General features: G+C 54.3%; 14 protein-coding genes. 5 read left to right on the plus strand and 9 right to left on the minus strand.

Annotated features, from left to right (window positions below):
* Positions 1-478: 478 nt before the first annotated feature.
* A complete protein-coding gene (locus V2P20_RS10405; protein WP_331818127.1) occupies positions 479-1,570 on the plus strand; it encodes a GRAS family protein in 1,092 nt (363 codons plus the stop codon).
* Positions 1,571-2,091: 521 nt separating this feature from the next.
* Positions 2,092-2,316 carry a hypothetical protein gene (locus V2P20_RS10410; RefSeq protein WP_268117662.1) on the plus strand — a complete coding sequence of 75 codons (225 nt, stop codon included), beginning with the start codon at positions 2,092-2,094 and terminating at the stop codon, positions 2,314-2,316.
* 129 nt (positions 2,317-2,445) lie between these two features.
* Here the strand turns inward: V2P20_RS10410 and V2P20_RS10415 are convergent, their stop codons facing one another.
* The 4 genes from V2P20_RS10415 to V2P20_RS10430 all read right to left on the minus strand — a co-directional run bounded on the left by V2P20_RS10415 (position 2,446) and on the right by V2P20_RS10430 (position 10,383).
* Complete coding sequence (locus tag V2P20_RS10415) at positions 2,446-3,609, minus strand: hypothetical protein (RefSeq protein WP_331818128.1); 1,164 nt, start codon at positions 3,607-3,609, stop codon at positions 2,446-2,448.
* 369 nt (positions 3,610-3,978) lie between these two features.
* Positions 3,979-5,079 carry a transglycosylase SLT domain-containing protein gene (locus tag V2P20_RS10420; protein ID WP_331818129.1) on the minus strand — a complete coding sequence of 367 codons (1,101 nt, stop codon included), beginning with the start codon at positions 5,077-5,079 and terminating at the stop codon, positions 3,979-3,981.
* Between the two features lie 124 nt (positions 5,080-5,203).
* A complete protein-coding gene (locus V2P20_RS10425; protein ID WP_331818130.1) occupies positions 5,204-8,653 on the minus strand; it encodes a translocation/assembly module TamB domain-containing protein in 3,450 nt (1,149 codons plus the stop codon).
* The gene (locus V2P20_RS10430) at positions 8,650-10,383 is read right to left on the minus strand and encodes an autotransporter assembly complex family protein (protein ID WP_331818131.1); all 1,734 of its coding nucleotides are present in this window, start codon (positions 10,381-10,383) and stop codon (positions 8,650-8,652) included. The genes V2P20_RS10425 and V2P20_RS10430 overlap by 4 nt, the downstream gene beginning before the upstream one ends.
* A gap of 392 nt (positions 10,384-10,775) precedes the next feature.
* Here V2P20_RS10430 and V2P20_RS10435 point away from each other — a divergent pair, with 392 nt between their 5' ends.
* The 3 genes from V2P20_RS10435 to V2P20_RS10445 all read left to right on the plus strand — a co-directional run bounded on the left by V2P20_RS10435 (position 10,776) and on the right by V2P20_RS10445 (position 13,548).
* The gene (locus tag V2P20_RS10435) at positions 10,776-11,300 is read left to right on the plus strand and encodes a Slp family lipoprotein (RefSeq protein WP_331818132.1); all 525 of its coding nucleotides are present in this window, start codon (positions 10,776-10,778) and stop codon (positions 11,298-11,300) included.
* Positions 11,301-11,353: 53 nt separating this feature from the next.
* Positions 11,354-11,746, plus strand: coding sequence for a hypothetical protein (locus tag V2P20_RS10440; protein ID WP_331818133.1), 393 nt, complete (start codon positions 11,354-11,356; stop codon positions 11,744-11,746).
* Positions 11,747-11,913: 167 nt separating this feature from the next.
* Entirely contained in the window at positions 11,914-13,548 is a 1,635-nt protein-coding gene (locus V2P20_RS10445; RefSeq protein ID WP_331818134.1) for a thiamine pyrophosphate-binding protein, read from the plus strand.
* A gap of 340 nt (positions 13,549-13,888) precedes the next feature.
* Here V2P20_RS10445 and wrbA read toward each other — a convergent pair whose 3' ends face one another.
* The 5 genes from wrbA to V2P20_RS10470 form a co-directional block, all read right to left on the minus strand.
* Entirely contained in the window at positions 13,889-14,497 is a 609-nt protein-coding gene (gene wrbA / locus V2P20_RS10450) for an NAD(P)H:quinone oxidoreductase (protein WP_331818135.1), read from the minus strand.
* A 196-nt stretch (positions 14,498-14,693) separates the two neighbouring features.
* Positions 14,694-15,044, minus strand: a complete 351-nt coding sequence (locus V2P20_RS10455) for a DUF1622 domain-containing protein (protein ID WP_331818136.1) — start codon at positions 15,042-15,044, stop codon at positions 14,694-14,696.
* Positions 15,045-15,228: 184 nt separating this feature from the next.
* Positions 15,229-15,966: a ferritin-like domain-containing protein gene (locus tag V2P20_RS10460; RefSeq protein WP_194971910.1), complete on the minus strand. Its 738-nt coding sequence runs from the start codon at positions 15,964-15,966 to the stop codon at positions 15,229-15,231.
* Between the two features lie 26 nt (positions 15,967-15,992).
* Positions 15,993-17,156, minus strand: coding sequence for a hypothetical protein (locus tag V2P20_RS10465; protein WP_194971909.1), 1,164 nt, complete (start codon positions 17,154-17,156; stop codon positions 15,993-15,995).
* A gap of 394 nt (positions 17,157-17,550) precedes the next feature.
* A complete protein-coding gene (locus tag V2P20_RS10470; RefSeq protein WP_331818137.1) occupies positions 17,551-18,606 on the minus strand; it encodes an AI-2E family transporter in 1,056 nt (351 codons plus the stop codon).
* Positions 18,607-18,712: the final 106 nt, after the last annotated feature.

Raw genomic sequence — 18,712 nt, forward strand, 5'->3', positions numbered from 1 at the left:
CTATCAACAGTTAGCCGAGGTCATTACCGGCGTGAAATTCGTCAACGGCATTAAACAAACCGGAGATCTACAACAGGACGCCGCTTGATTCTCCATACACCAGATTTGCGCATAGCTCAGCGCATCAATCGCGACCGATGCGTCCAGACAGTTCGCATGTTTCAAAAAACCAAATTTCTGACGATACGTTGTGCAATATTTCACATCGTAGATGTGAGTTTGTTCATTGAGGCTTGTACTGAGCGGCCGTACCATAGTAAGCAATTGCTGTGATGATCTGTTGAATGAAGTACCAACAAGGACACAGCGACAGCCAAAGGTCGGCAGTCAGATTGATTTTTTATTTATTAAATTATCAATCATTGGAACGGTAGATATACCTTCAACAAACCTGACTAACATCGTAATTTGTTGCCGGCTGCTAAGAGTATGAAAGATACCTAAAAACTTTATTATTACTATTAGGAGTTAACTTACTATGCAACACGCTCACGATTCTTCAATAAATAGCAATTTAAAAGCTTTGCTTGGCGAACTTGATCGCAATCCTGCTCCGCATCAGCTCGCCCAATTACGGCAATTGATCGAATACAACGCGGAACGCGCTGCAAATGAACCGCAAGCTTTTTTGGACATGCTGTTCCTCAACGCTATCCAGAACCGATTCATCCCTCATGACGGGGAGCGCGGGCATATTTATCTGAAACGCTTCGAAATTCCACAAATTGAGCTTTTTGACATCCTTATCAACAAGTTTCCGCTGGTCAGCATGAGCCATGGCATTGTTAACGATGCCATCAAGCATGTCATTGCCGATGGTCCGCATGCGGTACTGATTGATATCGGCATAGGCCGGGGCATTCAAACCTCCAAGCTTATCCAGTCCATGTCCGGGAATACTTGCTTGAAAACCTTGACAGTGATCGGTGTCGAGCCGTTTCATGAGGCTTTAACTCATGCCGGCCAAATGATTGCCAAAGCGGCGGCGAAAGTACCGTTCAAAGTCGTCTTTTTCCCGCTGGATTGCCTGGTCGAAAAGCTGATGCCGGAACAATTGTTTTCCGCCTTCCCCAAACAATTCAATAAACTTGCCGTTAATGCTTCACTGATCGCCCATCATATCCCCAGCACAGCAGAGCGTATCGCATTTTTTGATATGATTCGCCAATTGCATCCCGATGCCCTTCTGTTGACCGAACCGGACAGCAACCATATGGAGAGCGATTGGTGTCTGAGGGTAGAAAATGCCTATGCGCATTATGGCAATGTATTCAGCATTATCGATCAGCTCGATATCAGCGAATCCGAAAAAAATGGCCTGAAGGCGTTTTTTGCCAGAGAAATCGATGATGTGGTTTCTCACCCCGAAGAGCAGCGCTTTGAACGTCATGAATGCACCTCCCGCTGGCTTGAGTATCTTGCCAAAACCGGCTTTCGCATGGGCAGACAAGTGAATGTAGATGAAACATGGAAGGCGAAGGAAATCAGTTGCCGGCAGGACTCCCCAGGTCGTCTTAGCATAGGCCATAAAGGCATCAATATGATGTCCATCCTGCATGCAACCCTTTAGGCTCAAGTACAAAAAATGGTTCTGTTGCGTTAATTCTCTTAGAAGCAATTCCGTTATTCTGATTGGGGTTAAAGAGTTAGGTGGATGATGACTACCGTTTTCGGTTAATAGCTTGGCCAGCAGAACGTTTCAAGTTCTGCCTGGCAGTGGTGCTACGCCCCAAGCAAGCCAGCTTGTGCTCTTTCCCCATCATTGGCCGATCGAACGTACCTTCAATTGACTGAATCACTCACGCCGTCTCAGCAAAAGTTACGAGCGTATCACTTGCACCGATGAAACGGGGGTATATCGTCATGCGCTGCATTATGTTGATGCGTCTGGCCTGAAGCGGGCGTTCCCAAACGTCTTCTTAGACGTTCACTTTTTATGTGTTGCCCCTTGGTGTGCGAGGACTAACGGCGCTGTCGCAAAGGACTGCGAGTTTGAACCGTAACAAAGGTTTATTTTCTAATAATCAGGCAAGGCTGGTTTCTAACCATAAATCCTGTCATTTTTCTCATTGACTTTAAAGAGCGAATATTATGGAAACTCACAAAATAGAAATCAAAGATCTGGAAAGAAACGAAGTCGTAAGCACGGGTTATATAGACAATGAAGATCTGCCGCTCATGGTTCATGATTTGAGCCATTACGATTTGAACCCTGATCATCACTATAAAGTCGGCCCCATCCACGGCGATTATTTAGAGCTGCTTTGCAAGCATGTGGATGGATATACCAAACATGTCTGGTTCGATCGCCATTAGGTCCTGCTGACATTTCGTCGCAGCCAGATCAAAGCAGAGGATAAGTTTGCTCATGGCAGTCCGTCAGGGATTGGATAATCGATACCGGCGAAAAGATGTAATATTGTCTGTAAAGATCCGCACGCAATTTTAAAGACGGTGAGCCTCAGTCTCCTGCAGCATCTGTTTGAGCCACTGCATATAGGGAGTGCCGCCGGTTCCCTTTGGATCATCCGTCCAGCGGTTGATATATTCTTGCGCCCAGCCGTAATGGACTCGCCGGAAGGCCGCCATGGCATCCAGAATGGCGTTATAAGGGTCCTTATATTCAGGGCTTCTGATATCCGGCATGGCTTCGACTTCCTTGATCAGCAACCGGTGCCTGAGCGGCATGTAATTGCGCATATCGGCCAGATGGTCCGTCAACACGGATCGCTGGTGCGGAATTTTCATGAAGGCGACCAGAGTCGGCATAATACTGCTCTGGGCGCCCGTCTCCCCACGGAACAGAATCGGCGCCAGATCCACGCCCTCATAGGCTATACTTTCAAAAAAGCGGATATAAGGCCGGAAAGTCTTGTAGTAAAGGCTGGAATCCATGTGCTCCGGAATGCGCTTGATCACCTCGACCTGTCGCTGCACAGCATCCGCAATGAGCCATAGCTCAGGGCTCAGGTCGGCATCATCGCTCTCCACCAGCTTGCGCTTGATTGATGCGATCGCAGCCAGAATATCGGCCGCGATCGCTTCAATCTCTATGTGCACCATGATGAACCAATGCTCGTCATACAGGTGAACAAAGTTTTGCAGGGTATCGATATTGCCCAGCCGGATCGGTTGATTTTTGCGAAAGCGCTTCCAGTTATAGAGCGCATAGCCGTCGTAACTCAGAATGGGCAGGCGATCGAGCAGCATGGCGGCCCGCACCAGCGGCACCGCGATGTTATACGGCAGAATCTTGACCGGCTCCTCTCCGATCTGATTGACGTAAGCGGAGGCAAGAAAGCTGAGCCGCACATAATACAGGCGAAGCTGAGGAAGATTCTCCTCGGTGACCGGCCCCTGCCATCTCGGGATTTCCAGCTCCCGAACGTAAACCCGAAAGTCTTTGTCATAGAGCAGGCTCGGCAGATCATGGCCGATCTCATCAAGCATGGCATAGCGCGAATCATGTGGAAATGCGGTCAGAGGATCATTTTCGGGAAGAAATCCGCGCTGCCCATAGACGGGCTTCAGTAATTCGCAGCCTTCGAGCTTGGCTATCTTCTCAGCGTCAATTCTTCCCATGAAACGCTGCCACTGCATTGTTGACATGATAATTTTCCTTGCAAAACAAAGGATAAACCGGGCACGCCGCAACCTGGCAATGAACGGCTTGCGCACCCTATACACATTAAGACCGGTGCCTTTGTCCCCTTGTTCCTTGCCTGCTGTCCAGTGTAACTTTATGGCTGACTAGGATTTGGCATTGAATAATGGCCTTGTTTTCAATTCGGGCAACCGGGGTGAGAGATGCCTACATCGCGACTTGCCGGGCGGTTTTTAATCGCGATGTAAGCATCGCTCCCACAGGGGCGGCCATTGGCCGGAAAGGGCCTTAATCTGATCGGGTATCGGAAATTATTTTTAGCTGAATCTTCAGGTGCCTGAGTCAATTGCCTGCGGAACATCTTATAAAACAGCTCAAAGCTCCATTTGCAATCCGGGTATGCCGATACGCTGTATCCGGATGGCATTCCTGCCTTCCTCGTAAGCCGGCAATTGGCCTTCATGCTGCCAGAGCCTGAAAGCCAGGGAATATGACAAAACGCGCACCGGATAATCGCGCGGCAGCTGTTGCAGATAAGGCTGGATGGTCACGAAATCCGTCACGCCATACTGTTGCATAATGAAGCGCAGGCCGCCGTTGGTGGGCCCAATGTTGTAGGCCAGAAGGCCCAGAAACAGATCGCCTTTCATTTCAGCCAGATAGTGTTTTAAGGTAGCGGCGGCAATAAAGGCATTGTGCCGATGGTCGAGCAAAGACAATTTATCCACGCCAAGGCGGCTGCCGGCCTGTTCTGTAGCTACTTTGGGCACACGTGTGATCTGAAACAGGCCACGCCCGCCATCCTGGCTGTCGCGCGGCATGAACGAAGACTCTGCCGCGGCAACGCCCTGCAGAAGATTCGGATCCAGATCGAACGCTTTGGCTGCTTCTCCGATAACGGCATTGTATTCTTCCGCGCGTTTCACCAGTCGCAGCAGTTGCGCCGTATCGTACCGCCGGTAAGCCGCATAGACCTGGTGAGCCAGCGTAATGCGGGCCGCTTCCTGCCTGCCCCCGACCAGTGAGCGGAAGTATCCGTAAGCCAGGGAAAATTCACCCTGCATCGCAAACCAGCCGACCATGAGCGCCAGTCCGACGGCTAGCATCGGCGGCAATAACGATGAGAAGGCGCGCAGTTGTGTTCGCAGTTTCCACCAGCCGATCAGCAGCGCCGCTGCGGCCAGGATCAGCCCGACCACGCCGACCGCGAATGGCAGCAGGCTGGTGAAAAAACGCGTGCCTGAAAATCTGTCGGCCGAATAACCCAGCAGCACGATAACCAGCAATGCGACGGTAATGACAAGACTGGTCGCTTCAAGCATTATCAGCGACAACCGGCTCCTGAAATGATTGATCATCGGCCTGGACGCCGGCTTTTTTACTGCCGGCCGTGCCGTGCGCGGACGCGGTTTGACTTGAGGCGGTACTGTGGCCTTTTTAGATGCCGGACGGCCTCGCATTGCCGGTTTGTTCATAGTAAAAAGTCAGATTCTGGTAAAGTCATCCAATCAGGGAAATTATAGAGGAGGTTTGGATTGAGTTTTAATTATTCATGTCATTTTGTATGGAGCGCATTTACAAAATAGCGGTTTTTCCCTGTCAATCGGTCTCAATCTGATAGTTCAGCTTGATTCTTTGCGACGTGCCGGCCTCGGTTTCCACACTGAGCGCCTTGGTCAACATCCTCCTCAAAACCAGCACCGCCTGCTTGTTGAACAAGCCGACCTTGGTGCCGATATAAAACTCCGGCGTCAGATGCCGGCCCACAGCCAGCAGCGTATCCTGCAGCGTCTTGCCTTCTTTAACCTCAAACTGATCGGCTCCGAACTTGTTGGCGAGCCAGGCAACCTTGCCCGCCCCATAGGATAGCGCCGCGCCGGCTATCATATTGCCTTCCGATTCGCTGGCCTGATTCAGCGGCCGGCCCGTGATCAGGTAGGCCAGCGCTTCCGCTTCCGGCAGCGCCGGTTCCGAATAAATGCGGGTTCTGGGCGCTTTCGATGATCCGCTCACGCTGAGCACCGCCGTCACTTTTTTGTCATTGGAAACACGGACGGCTTCAACGTCCAGCCAAGGATTGTCGACCGGGCCGTTGAAGGCGAAGCGCCCTTTACGCACGGTCAGATCCTGCCCGTACTGTTCGTAGCGGGCCTCCTTCATGTCGACGGTGCCGTGCATGGTCATTTTTCCGGCTCTCTGGACGACCTTCAGCTTGCCTGCCAGGTCGGTCTTCAGCCCCATCCCTGAAAATTTCACATTCTTGCCCAGTTCGACGTCGACATCGATATCAAAGCCCGGCACGGCCGGTGCTGTTTTCTCGATTGGTTCCTCGCCGACAATAATCTCATCTTCGCTGACTTTGACGGTCTGCTCCGGCAGCTGCTTGAGCTTCATGATCGCCGTCGGCACGCCCAGTTTGCCCGTCACTTTGCCCTGCCCGTCCGCATAAGCTATTTTCAATGCCGGCGATACGGCTATTTGCGCTTCCGGCAGCTTCGCGACTTCAAAATCATTGCCCGTCAGCGTCAGCTCAACCGGCCAGCCTGACTCGGGCTGCAGCAGCACAAAACCGTCCAGATAGACAGAGCCGGTGCCCGATTTGGCCGCGCCCTGTATGCGCAGGCGCTCGGCATTGTCCCTGGCGGCCGCGATCTCTAAGTTGATATCGCGAAGTTTCAGGCCCAGCTCCTGAATATCGACAGCGCCGCCGGAAAACCGTACCGAACCTTCCGCCGCCGGTTTTTGCAGGGCTCCGTACAGCGTCAGGTCCGCCTGCAATTGGCCTTTAAGGCCGGACACCTTATCCGGCACCAAAGCGTTGAAGAGCGAAAACTCGGCCACCGAGGCCTGTATGCGGCCATTGACGGTCTGGCTCGGGCCGATATCGGCCTGCAGTTGTCCGCGCACGAAGTCCCGGCCGGCCAAGGCCAGATCCAGATCGGCCGACACCACATTGCCGCTTACCGTGCCGGTCACGGACGAGGCGCCCAGCGGGATAGTGGTAGTAGTTTCCTTAGCCTGTAACAAGACTTTAGTCCCGGCCGGCATCTGAAGACTGTAACGCCCGGCCAGCATGCCTTTGCGCCGCGCTAGTTGGGCATCGGCATTGAGGATGCCGCTCAGCGTCACCTGTTCTGTCATGTAAGTCTGCAGCAGCGCGAGCGGCAGTGCCGACGCCTTCAATTCCGCCTGAAAGTCGCCGCTGGCCTGATAGTGGCCTTGCACACAGGCGGAAGCAGCCTGCCGGGCCAAACAACCCTGCTCTAAAGCCAGATCGACACCCGCCTCGCGCGGCGCTACGGTCATCGCCACGGGCTCCCGAAGCTGCCAGCGGCCCTGATTGGGCACATTCAGCGCCAATCTCGATAAACTACCCTGCCAACGGCCGTTTTCGATGCCGCCCGTCAGTCCGGCTGACAGGTCGCCTTTGTTTGAACGCAGGTCGGCACTGAGGCTGTGAGCGGCCTGCGTGCCGCTGCCCTCGACCAGCAGTCGGGTTATCTCGATAGCGCCGCTTTTGATGGTGGCCGCTGATAGATTCAGTCTTGACGTTGCTTCGGGGCGATAGCCGATATCGGCATTCAGTTCCGCAGCGCTGTATCCGGCGAAGCGCAGACGCCTGCCCTGGGCCTGGAATTCAACCGTGGGTTGCCGCCATGCGCCCTTGAGGCGCCCTTCGCCTTTCAGGCTGCCGCCCAGTCCCGGCCACAGCGTATCCAGTTTGGGCGCATTGATTGTAACGTCCAAAGCGCCCTGTTCCTGTCCCAGTGTACCATCCACGGCCAGCCTGTTGACGCCGGAATTGATGCGCAGCGAGTCGACTGTCAGCTGATCTCCGGCCAGAAACAGTTTGCCATCGGCGCTCACCGGATAATCGCGCAGCTTGCCGGTCAGTTTGTTGATATCGGCTTCCAGTTGCAGCGCCTGCTCGGCCAGTTTGCCTTTGATATGTGTGCTGAAGGTCAGATCGCCGGGCACTTCCGGCATGATAATGGCCGGATTGAAATGCTGGCCCTGGGCTGTCAGGTCAAACGCCGGCGCCTCCTTCCATGAAACATTGCCCGCCAGCAGAAACAAGCCGGTTTTGGATTTCAGCTCCAGTCTTTCGATGGCCATGGCTTCGAGGCTGCCTGTGCCCTTGAATGCCAGATTGCTTTCGGGCAGATACTGCTGCGTCAGCCGGCTGTTGACGGTTAGCCGGTAGTCATCGAGCAAACCGCTCAGCTCGAATGCGCCCTGCTCGCTCTTCAGCTGGGGTTCGGCGGCAGTCAGCGGCCATTTGAGGTTGCGCCAGTCGCCGCGGGCGTTTATACGCGGCTTGCCGAGCGCATCTTCCAGATTGCCTGTCAGGCTGGCGGCGAATGGCGTAGATAATCGATTATCGAAAATAATCCTGTCGATGTTGCCGTGGACGATGGATGCGCCCTGCCATACGCCGTTGCTTTCGGTGCTGACCTGCCAGTCGGCCTGTAGGCTGAAAGGAAAACCCTTGCCCAGCGTCACCTGGCCTTGTGCGGTCGCGGCGACTGGCTTGGCGTTGATGTCCAGCAGGCGGACGCTAAGCGTTCCCTGTTCGGTCGCCGCCGCCAGGCGCAGTCTGCCCAGTTCGTACACCTGCTCGCCCGACTGCAGCCGCGCATCGGTCAGCAGCAGGTTTTCAACCGCAATCTCTACCGGCAGCCGCAGTTCGGTCCGGAAATCGAACGGCGCCTCGTCCTTGGGCTTTTCGGCTTTCCTGATAGTCACGGCGACGCCATTCAGCGTCAGATCAACTATGTTCACCGTACCCGAAAGCAGCTCGCGGGGGCGCCAGGCAAAGGCCAGACTTTTAACGGCGACGGTTTCGGTATCGCTCTGATAATGAAGATCCTTAAGCATGATGCGGTCGATCAGCCGGCCCTCTATCTTTGCGGCCGTCACCTGTGCCGGCAGGCTTGAAAAAACCTGCTGCAGCAGCCAGCGGCTACCTGCTTCGCTGCTGACCAGCCCGAACAGGCCGGCAGGGATCATCAGCACGACCAGCAAAACGATCAGCAGCCCTTTCTTCATAGTCTGGCGCCTGCGGAAAAATGGATCTGAAACGAAGAATCGGCCTCGTTCAACGGCACGGCGAAATCGAGGCGCACCGGACCGACCGGCGAATACCAGCGGATGCCCAGGCCCACGCCGGTCTTGAAGCTGATGTCGCCGGCATTGAAGGCATTGCCGCTGTCGACGAAGGCCGCCGCGCCCCAGTCATCGAGAACGGGATGCTCGTATTCGGCGCTGACGACTGTCAGGAACTCGCCGCCTTTGACATGGCCGAATCCGTCCTTCGGCCCCAGCTCCTTGTAATCATAGCCGCGAATGCTATTGATGCCCCCTGCGTAAAAACGGTATGAGGTCGGCAGCCTGCTCAGGTCATCGACCAGTGTCGCGCCCAGATTGGTCCGGCCGATGAATTTGCCGTCCCCGGGCAGGGACTGCATCCAGATGCCCGAAAAAATGCCCTGCAGAAAGCTGACGTCGGAAAACGGAGTTTCATAGCTGCCTCTCACTTCGAACTCGGCCCTGTAGCCCTTGGTCGGCCGCACGATGCTGTCGGCCACCGAACGCAGCCAGCTGGCGCCGGGCACCAATAACAGCGCTTCGCCCGATTCAGTCTCGGTTTCAAATTCCTCATAACTGTAGTCAAGATAGAGCGTCTGCTTCCAGCCGTTGGGCTGCGCTTTCTTGTAGCGTACAGAAAGCGCAGCTTTTTTGGACTTGAAAGTGTCGGTATCTTCGTATCTGAAGCCGCCGCCGAAACTAAGCACGTCATGGACCGGATCTTTCATCGGAATGCTGTATTCGACATCGGCAATCGACAGTACCGGCGAGATGTCGAGATTGGCGTTCAGAAAATGACCGCGCCGGTTCAGGCGGCGGTTCTTGTAAGTCGCATTGCCTAGAGGCCCAATGTCGGTGTCGAATCCCAGGCCGAAGCTGTACAGATGCCGGTTATTTGGAGACAGCGTGATCGAAACCGGCACACGCTGCTGTTCGATGTGTTCGGTGTCCGGGATGATTTCCACGCTGTCGAAATAGTCGCTTTGCGACAGTGCGCTCTGTGTTTTAGCCAATTGCTCGGTGCTGTAGTAATCGCCTTTTTTTATGGAAATATATTTTTCCACGAAGCCGGGATTCAGAATATCCTGTTTGACAGTGACATCGCCGAAATACATGCGCTTTCCGGCATCGAACAGCAGTTCGATCCTGGCGCTGTTGCGCGCCTTGTCGATCAGCAGTCTGCTCTCGGTGAATTTCGCATTCAGGTAGCCGCGCTCCAGCGCCAGCGTTTCAAAGCGCCGCTTCAAGCTTTCATATTGGCCGTGATGGACGGGACTGCCGATCTTTAGCGGCAAGTTTTTGCGCAATTTCTGAAACTCAGGATCGTCATGGGCTTCGCCTGTAATCGCGATATCGATAGCGCTGACGACAGCCTGCGGCCCAGGCTGGATGTCAAAGCGGGCTTGCCAGCATTGCCGGTTAAAGGTCAGCGATTTTTCGAGGGCGGCATGGTAATAGCCCAATGCCCGCAAGGCCTCGTCGATTTCCTGATCGGCTTGCGCGTATAGGTTCCGTATTTTCCACTCCGGCGCATCGCAGCCTTCCTTTGCCAGCGACAGCGTAAGCAGTACGTTGTCCTTGGCCTGCCCTTTAACGCCTTTGACCGACACCTCGGCAACTGCCACGGAAGCAGGCAAATACAGCATCAGCATGAGTGGCGCGGCTCTCAGAACCGGAGACTTCAGGCGCATAAGGTTCTGCCCAGGCTCCTATAGGTTGCGCCATACGGGGATGGGCTGCGGAACGGCCGGATAGTGAGCAGTTGATTTTTTCATAGGTTCCTTCTGTATTGTCGCGCTTAAATTAACCATTGCCGGATTGCGGCCTATCAGAGAAATAAAAATCAGCCAGCTCAGGCGTTCCGGCTCAGCGGCATGAGCAAGTCTCCACTCGCAGTCAACTGGTCAAACCATGAATTGGAGCTTGGCTATCAAATGGCCGATGGCAATGGAGTTTGCCACTATTCAGGGATTCAGCATAAGGAATTTTAATTATTAAAATAAGTCCTAACTTTTGAAATAGTTTTACTTGCTTGGGTATGTGTTTCCGGTTAATAGTTCCAGGTTAGGGAATGGAGAATATTATGAAACATTTATTACTGCTATTAAGTATCTTGTTGAGCGCCTGTTCAAGTATGCCGACTGTATTGAAAAACGCGCCGGCCATGGATGTCCATCTCGGAGAAGCGCTTAATAACCCCGACCGTTACCGCGGTACTCCCGTACGCTGGGGCGGCACGATCATCGAAGTCGAAAACGAAACGGACGCCACGGAAATACAGGTTCTCTATTATCCGCTGGACAGTTCGGCACGCCCACGCATTGATAAAAAAACGCAAGGACGATTCATTGTTAGTAGCCCGAGTTTCCTGGACCCGGCCATCTATAAAAAAGACTCGATAATCACCGTAACCGGCACTCTCAAGGGCTCAGTCGAGCGCGGCGTCGGCAAGAAGATGCTGGCGTTGCCGCTGGTCGAAATCGGCAATATCTATCTCTGGCCGGAAGAGGACTATCGGGACGTCTATTATGGCCCTTATATGGGTTATTACCCGTATTATTACTATCCCTACAGTCGGTTTGGCTATTACTATTATCCCTGGTATTAAACTTTTCAGGCCGACTCCTTACGATAATCTCGTCCTGCATAGCAGAGGTTATTATGAGAAAATCAACTATCCTGACGGCAGCGTTGTTTACGCTGCTGGTCGGCCTCCTGACTACCCGTGCGGCAACAGCCGATACCGGCATGGGCCTCTATCCTGAAGGCGGGCTGTTTCTTAAAATCGGCGACAGGCCCGGATTCAGACCTTATCCTCCTTACAGGCCTTATTACGGTTATCCCGGATACAGGCAGTATTACGGTTATCCCAGACCGCCTCAACGCTATGACCAGTATCGCTATGTGCCTAGATACAAGCGGCCGCCTTATTACTACGAGCGGGATTATTATGAGCGCTATTATGATTATCCTCAGCGGCCTCCTTACCGCTCCTTTCAACGAAGAGCGCCGGGATGGGGAGAAGATCCAAGATTTGAGCGCCGATACCGTTAGGTGTTGGTTCAGACCGGTTTGCCGGCGTTATAGGATCATCATATACTCATCCGTTAGGCGGCTGCACGTATTGATCTCGTGTCAAGGCCGGGCAACAATACCTTATAAACAGTAAAACTGACTGCGTCCACCGTAGGCTGGACAAGCGGGTTCCGGAGGTACTTTTCATGTCATCGCATCCTTCCATCGGCCATTACCTTTTAACTCGCCTTTACGAGTCCGGGGTCCACCATGTCTTCGGCGTGCCGGGCGATTACATCCTGCGCTTTTATCAGCAATTGTCGGAAAGCCCTATCCAGCATATCGGCACGACCCGGGAAGATACCGCCGCCTTCGCTACCGATGCTTATGCCCGCTGCCGGGGACTGGGGGCGATGGCCGTCACGTATGGCGTAGGCGCTCTGAGCGTCGTCAATGCGGTCGCCGGCGCTTATGCCGAATCATCGCCTGTAGTCGTCATCAGCGGTGCGCCGGGCATTAAGGAACGGCACGAACATCCTCTGTTGCATCACCGTTTCGGGCCGTTCCGGTTTCAGCATGAAATATTCGAGCGCATAACCTGCGCCGTTGCGGTCCTTGACGATCCCTACACGGCTTTCCGCCAGATCGACCGCGCACTGGCCGCGGCCCGCGAGCATTGCAAACCCGTTTACATCGAACTGCCCCGCGACAGGGTGGATGTAGAGGGTTATTCAATGCCCTCGGAATCGAGGCCTGCGACCGCCAGCGATGCCGGCTCGCTTAACGAAGCCGTGGAAGAGACCCTGCAATTGCTGGGCAAAGCCGCATCGCCGGTGCTGATCGCCGGCGTTGAGCTGCACAGACGCGGACTGCAGGACAAGCTGCTCAATCTGGTCGATAAGGCGCATCTGCCGGTCGCGGCGACGCTGACCGGCAAGTCGGTTCTGGGCGAGCGCCACCCTTACTATCTGGGCATTTATGAAGGCGCGATGGGATCGACGCTGGCCCGCGATCGCGTGGAACAATCCGACTTCCTGCTGATGCTGGGCGTCACAATGAATGACATCGATCTGGGTATTTTTACGGCCAAGCTCGACGCCAACCGGATCATACGCGCCACCCAGGACGAGGTCATTATCCATCATCATCGCTATCCGCATGTGCTGCTAAGCGATTTCGTGACCATGCTGAACGAGCGGATTGCGCCGCGCCCCGAGATTGGGCCTGCAGTCGCGGCGGAACCTGCGGCATTCGATTTCCCCATCAAGAATCAGCCGATGAAAGTCGCCCGGCTCATCGCGCGGCTCAATCGCTTCCTGACGCCTGACATGGCCGTCGTCAGCGATGTCGGCGACTGCCTGTTTGCCGCAATCGACCTGAGGGTGCATGAAAACAGCGAATTCCTGGCCTCGGCCTATTACACCACCATGGGCTTCGCCGTTCCCGCCGCGCTAGGCGCACAGATCGCCAATCCCACGCGCCGTACGCTGGTCCTGGTCGGGGACGGCGCCTTCCAGATGACCGGCACCGAACTGTCGACGATAGCCCGCTTCGGGCTCAATCCGATCGTGATTGTCTTCAACAACTGCGGCTACAGCACCGAACGCTATATTCTCGACGGTCCGTTCAATGACATTGCATGCTGGCAGTTCGAGCGCCTGGGCGAGGTATTTGGCCCACTGGCTGGTTATTCGGCCAGAACCGAGGATGAATTTGAGTACTGCCTGAACCAGGCTTTTGCGCAGCAGTCATCGCCTAGTCTCATCAATGTGTATCTATCGAAGGATGATCCATCCCCTGCCATGCGGGGATTAGCCGAGCGACTTGGCAAGCGCGTTTAAGCATTATGGAGAATTGTGGGGGCGACTTTAGTCGCCCATTTATATATTTAGCCTTGTCACGTAAAACCTCGAAGGACACGGAGATCACGAAGAAAATCAAGGTAAAAACTTCGTGCTCAAGTGGAACGGGGTTTGCAACCCCATTCCTAACGTTTCTGCGATGTCTGAGCTAAAAGGCTGCATAACCAATGTCGAACAGTTCGGACGGGGCAGCATGCCCCGTCCAGCTAGCAGCAACACAAAAAATAAAACTTCGTGTTCTCCGTGGTTAATTATCAGCCCAAGATGTCTATGGGCGACTAAAGTCGCCCCACATCTGCCCGCCATCTCTGTTCACTCTTTAACGCCCGCCCGCACTCTGCTTCGCCGCGATCTGCGCCACATGCCGGCCCTGGTAGCGGGCGCCTTCCAGTTCCACGGCCGACGGCCAGCGGCTTCCGTCTCCGCCGGCGATGGTCGAAGCGCCGTAGGGCGAATTTCCCATCACTTCATTAACACCCATCTGCCCCTGAAAGGCGTATGGCAGGCCGACGATGATGAAGCCCAGGTGCAGAAGCACCGGAATAAACGTCAATATGGTTGACTCCTGGCCGCCGTGCTGCGTTGCCGTGGATGTGAAGACCGATCCGACCTTGCCGACCAGCGAGCCGTTCAGCCAGAGCGATCCGGTCCGGTCGATGAAATTCTTCATCTGCGCGGTCATATTGCCGTAGCGCGTGCCGGTGCCGAAAATGATGGCGTCGTATTCGGGCAGCTCATCGACAGTCGCGATAGGCGCGGGCTGGTCCATTTTATAGCCGGACTTGCGGGCGACTTCTTCCGGCACCAGTTCCGGCACGCGCTTGATGACCGCCTCGGCGCCGGCTTCTCGCGCGCCTTCGGCGACAGCCTCGGCCATGCGCTCGATATGGCCGTAGGATGAATAATACAATACAAGCACTTTGGTCATGGTTCTTCTCCTAAAAATGTGCTGTTCCACTGCCTGATTCGCTATTGGATATAATGAAAAAATGTTATCCGTGTAAGGCAGGCCTCTATCATGCATAGGAAGAACATAAGATAAATGTGCCTGCGGTTCAGTGCTGTATCACACATAAGTGAGAGTAGATGGCGCGTCCGCCATGCACTGTATAAGCATTGAGCCGCTATTCTCTGTGCTGCCAGGGCCAGCGGCCGTTCAACTCCACTTCCAGCGAAAAGCTCAGGAATGTGCGTATGAGCATGATGATGGCCAATACGCCCACCGTCTCGAAGTTGACCTCCACCACGACAGAATGAATGACATCGGCCGCAACAAAAAACTCCAGGCCCAACAAGATGCCGCGCCCAAGACGCTGGCGCGTATCGCGAAAAATTCTTTCAGTCTCTACGCGCCTGTATAACTGGAATATTGCAAAAGCTAACGCATAAAAGGCCAATACGGCAATCAGGCCGACGCCGACCGCTTCGATGATGACAGTGCACCACTCACCTATCCGTTTTACAGACTCAGACATATCGCCGTTTCCAAAGAAAACCTGCAATGCTGTGCGTAACTAAAGAATTTTCACCGCGAAGATAGGAAGGGCGCGAAGCAAAATAAAGTCAAAGTCTTCGCGCCCTTCGAATGCTTCACTGAGTTTTCATAAAAATGAGGCCTGATCAGGCAAGCCATCACAGGCTCAAAAACGGCTGCCTGATTTATATCGCGCCCGCCTGTTTCAGCGTGATCTGTTCATACCACTGCCGTATCTCCATCAGATGCTCATCCTCCTCATTCAACGCCGCCTGAAAGTCTTTCGACATGTCATCAAGCCCCATGTCGTCGGCCAGCTTGACCAGCAGGTCCCAGCCGGCATTATCGACCAATTCGGCATTAAGCATCGCTTCCAGGCATTGATCCACGGATGTGCGCGGATCGCTCAAGACCTGAAGCACGCCGCTTGATGCTACGGCGCTGACATCGGCGCCGGGCGTCTGCGCAGTGGCATCGGCTCCCAAAGACTCTAGCGCGCCAGCAACTACCTTGAAGTGCAAGGCTTCCTCATGCCTGAATCGTTTGAGCATATCGATGGAAATCGGCGAGTCATCCGGTTTAGGTGCCGTCTGACATTTATTGATAAAGTAATCATAGAGCCGTGTGCCCGTCCGTTCAAAAGCCAGGCGCTCGCCCAGCTTGTCGATCAGAACTTGGGCATTCCTGCCGGCAAGTAACTGCATAGTTGCCTGGGCCGCGCCTTTCAACGTACCCGGAACAGGGACCGAACCCACGGGTTCGGCTTCTTTGATATAGTTGGCCTCAACGGCTGCGATACCTGCCCCGTCTCCGCGGGAGCTCGGCAAGTAGGCGTTGGCCGCATCGATCATCTTCTGGCTGTCGACAGGCGACATATCGATGCCGGTTCGGTTTCGGATGCTCATTTCAACGGGTTGGTTCATTTTTCAGCTCCTACACAAGTCTGTAGTTAAGCAACTTTACGATTCAGTTCTGTGCCGGGAGTCCACTGGTATCCTTCAGCGACCGTTTGAGAAGGCGAACCATCAGAATTGATGTGCTGCCGGTAAGCCAGCGATGCCTGGTCCTCCTTGTCTTTACTGACGAATTGCGTGCCGCTGGTGCGCAGATCCACTTCCTGTTTGAGCGTTTGCCGTACGAATTCGCGGTTGCTCTTGAACGGCATCGGATCGGGCAATGTTTGCGAAATAATCTCGGACGGGTCCCGGCGCTCATACTGCTTGACCAGTTCCGATACATAAGCATAGTGCCCGAGCTCATAATCCAGGAAGCGTTCCCAGATCGCCTTAATGCGCGGATTCGTTTCCTGTTCCACGCAGCTGTAGTAGTTGTAAACTTCGGTCGCTTCATGGATCAACCATTTCTCCAGCCAGGTTTCATCAGGATCGATGATCGATTCATATTGCGTGACATGCTGCTCCTCGATCGAGGCGATCTCGGCATACAACTGGCGCGCGACCGGGTCTGCGTAGGTCGGCCCAATATTGGCATAATAATCATGGGTCTGATACTCGGCTGCCATGATGGTCGTGGCGTGCAGTTTGCTGATCGTATCCGCTTTGGTGCGATCATAAGGATTGCGCAGATCATTTTCGGGCGCCCGGTGCTCGTCCACGGTAGGCCGGCCCGGAATGATGTCGGTATGGGATTGCAGGATGTTGTTCGCATCCTTGCCTTCCAGACGATCGAGCAGTGCCGAGTACCGGTAGAGATGGTCGAAGTCCTCCAGCAAGCCGAACCGGTAGACCTGGGCCAAATAAGGATCGGGCTCGTTTTGCGCCACGGCGGCCGTAACCTCGACGGCGACCTGCTCATAAGCAATAGTAGTTTCCAGCGGAGAGTGGTCGGACGAAATGAGCCAATTGATGGTCGTTTGTTGCTGTTGCTCGACGCGACGGACTTTCGCCAGCGGCACCTGCAGGTCTTTGTTCATGCGTGCGCACAGGTGCTGGAAGCGCAGCGCTTCTACTTCCAGCCCATTAGTGAGGATAATTCTCACGCGAGTAAAAGCTTCATCGTCGAGCTTGCTGATGGGCGGCTGTACCATGTCCTTCCAGGTCATTCGTTGTTTTTCGAGAGACATCCCCTTCGAGTCGAATAGATTTACAGACATATCGCCTCCTTAACCATTAAGGAATAAATTCACGGTTACTTGTTGAGTAAACAGGGCTCCGTGCGATCCTTTTGTTTACATTTCATCATGATGCCAGGATAAATTGCCCCACTACGGCGAGATTTTTCCGTCAATTTAGCCTTTCTATTGTTGGTGCATCAATCGCCATTTCGGCCTATGGCCCATGGGATATGCATCATGATTTTTTTCCGTAATGGGTGAACATATCACAATCCAACTAATCGAGGCAGACGGGCAAATACTTAGATATATGGCCGACTTGGAGAAGAAGGCCTACAAGTTATTGATGAAGCGGGGGATGCGGCACAGCTTATGGACGCGCCAGCCGAGCTCCCCCTCAGCCAGATAAAGAATGGCTAGTGAAACCAGGCTATCAGGGCAGTTCCATCTTTTCGCCCAGCACGTCCCGTACATAGAACATCTGTACCAGCACCATGATCACGACCGCCAACGGAGGCGCGAGCAGAAATCCCAGGATGCCGAAACCGGTCCCCAGCACAAGCTGGGCGGCCAGCAGCCAGGCCGGCGCAATCGATGTCATCTGCTTCTGGAGGTAAGGCGTGAGCAGATAACTTTCCAAGCCTTGAATAACGGTATAAAGAATAAAGACGTACAACACCGTCGATCCATCCTGGCCCAGGCCCACCATGACCGCAGGAACAATTGCCAGAATCGGCCCGATGTGAGGTACAAAATCCATGATAGCGGCCACGAGAGCCAGGATGAAAGCAAGCGGCATCCCCAGCATGACCAGTCCGATCACGGTCAACAGGCCCACAGCCACCATCGACACAAGCCGGCTGAGCAGCCACCAGCGAAGCGCACTTCCGATCCGCTCAAAGGCCTCATAGACACGTCCTCGATGATATTGAGGAAACAGGCGCGCAACACCGTCGATATAGGTCTTCGGCTCCACAGCGAAATAAAGCCCCAGCACAATAACAATCAGGATACTGCCAAGCGCCCCGAAGGCGGTCGAAAAAACTCCGGCGATTCTGGCCAACTGTTGAGGATTGGTCAGGGCATGCCCCACTCTGGCCATCGCCTCCAGCACTGCAGGCGCCCACTCGTATTGCCCGAGGCTATCCCGCATCCTGTCGATTGTACTGGGCAATTGCAGCGTCAATTGATAGAAGTCAGTGGCAATATCGGGACCATACAGTGACCCGATCAGTGCGACCCCCATTGTCATAATCAGGACCACCAGTATCAGCGAGGCATTTACGGTTAAAGCCGTGTTCTCGCTAATCACAACTGCGCTGGAGCGCAGAAGCAGCGCCAGCAACATACTCGCAAAAATCAGCAGTAAAATCTGGGCCACCTGCCAGACCATTAACAGCAGCACGACGATTGCCGCCGCCGCAGCCGCCACGATCAGCGTCCGCTTTGTCAGCAATCCGCTTATGCTCCGGGCTCCGAATCTATCCATATCCGCCCCTCCGCTTTCCGGCATCCTGCCTCTATCCCAAAAGCTCATAGCGGCATCCTCCATGACGGTAGTCCTGCCCTTGCCTTCATCCATCGTTTACGTAGAA

Source organism: Methylobacter sp. Wu1 (assembly GCF_036553575.1).
In the GTDB taxonomy this organism is placed as follows: Bacteria; Pseudomonadota; Gammaproteobacteria; order Methylococcales; family Methylomonadaceae; genus Methylobacter.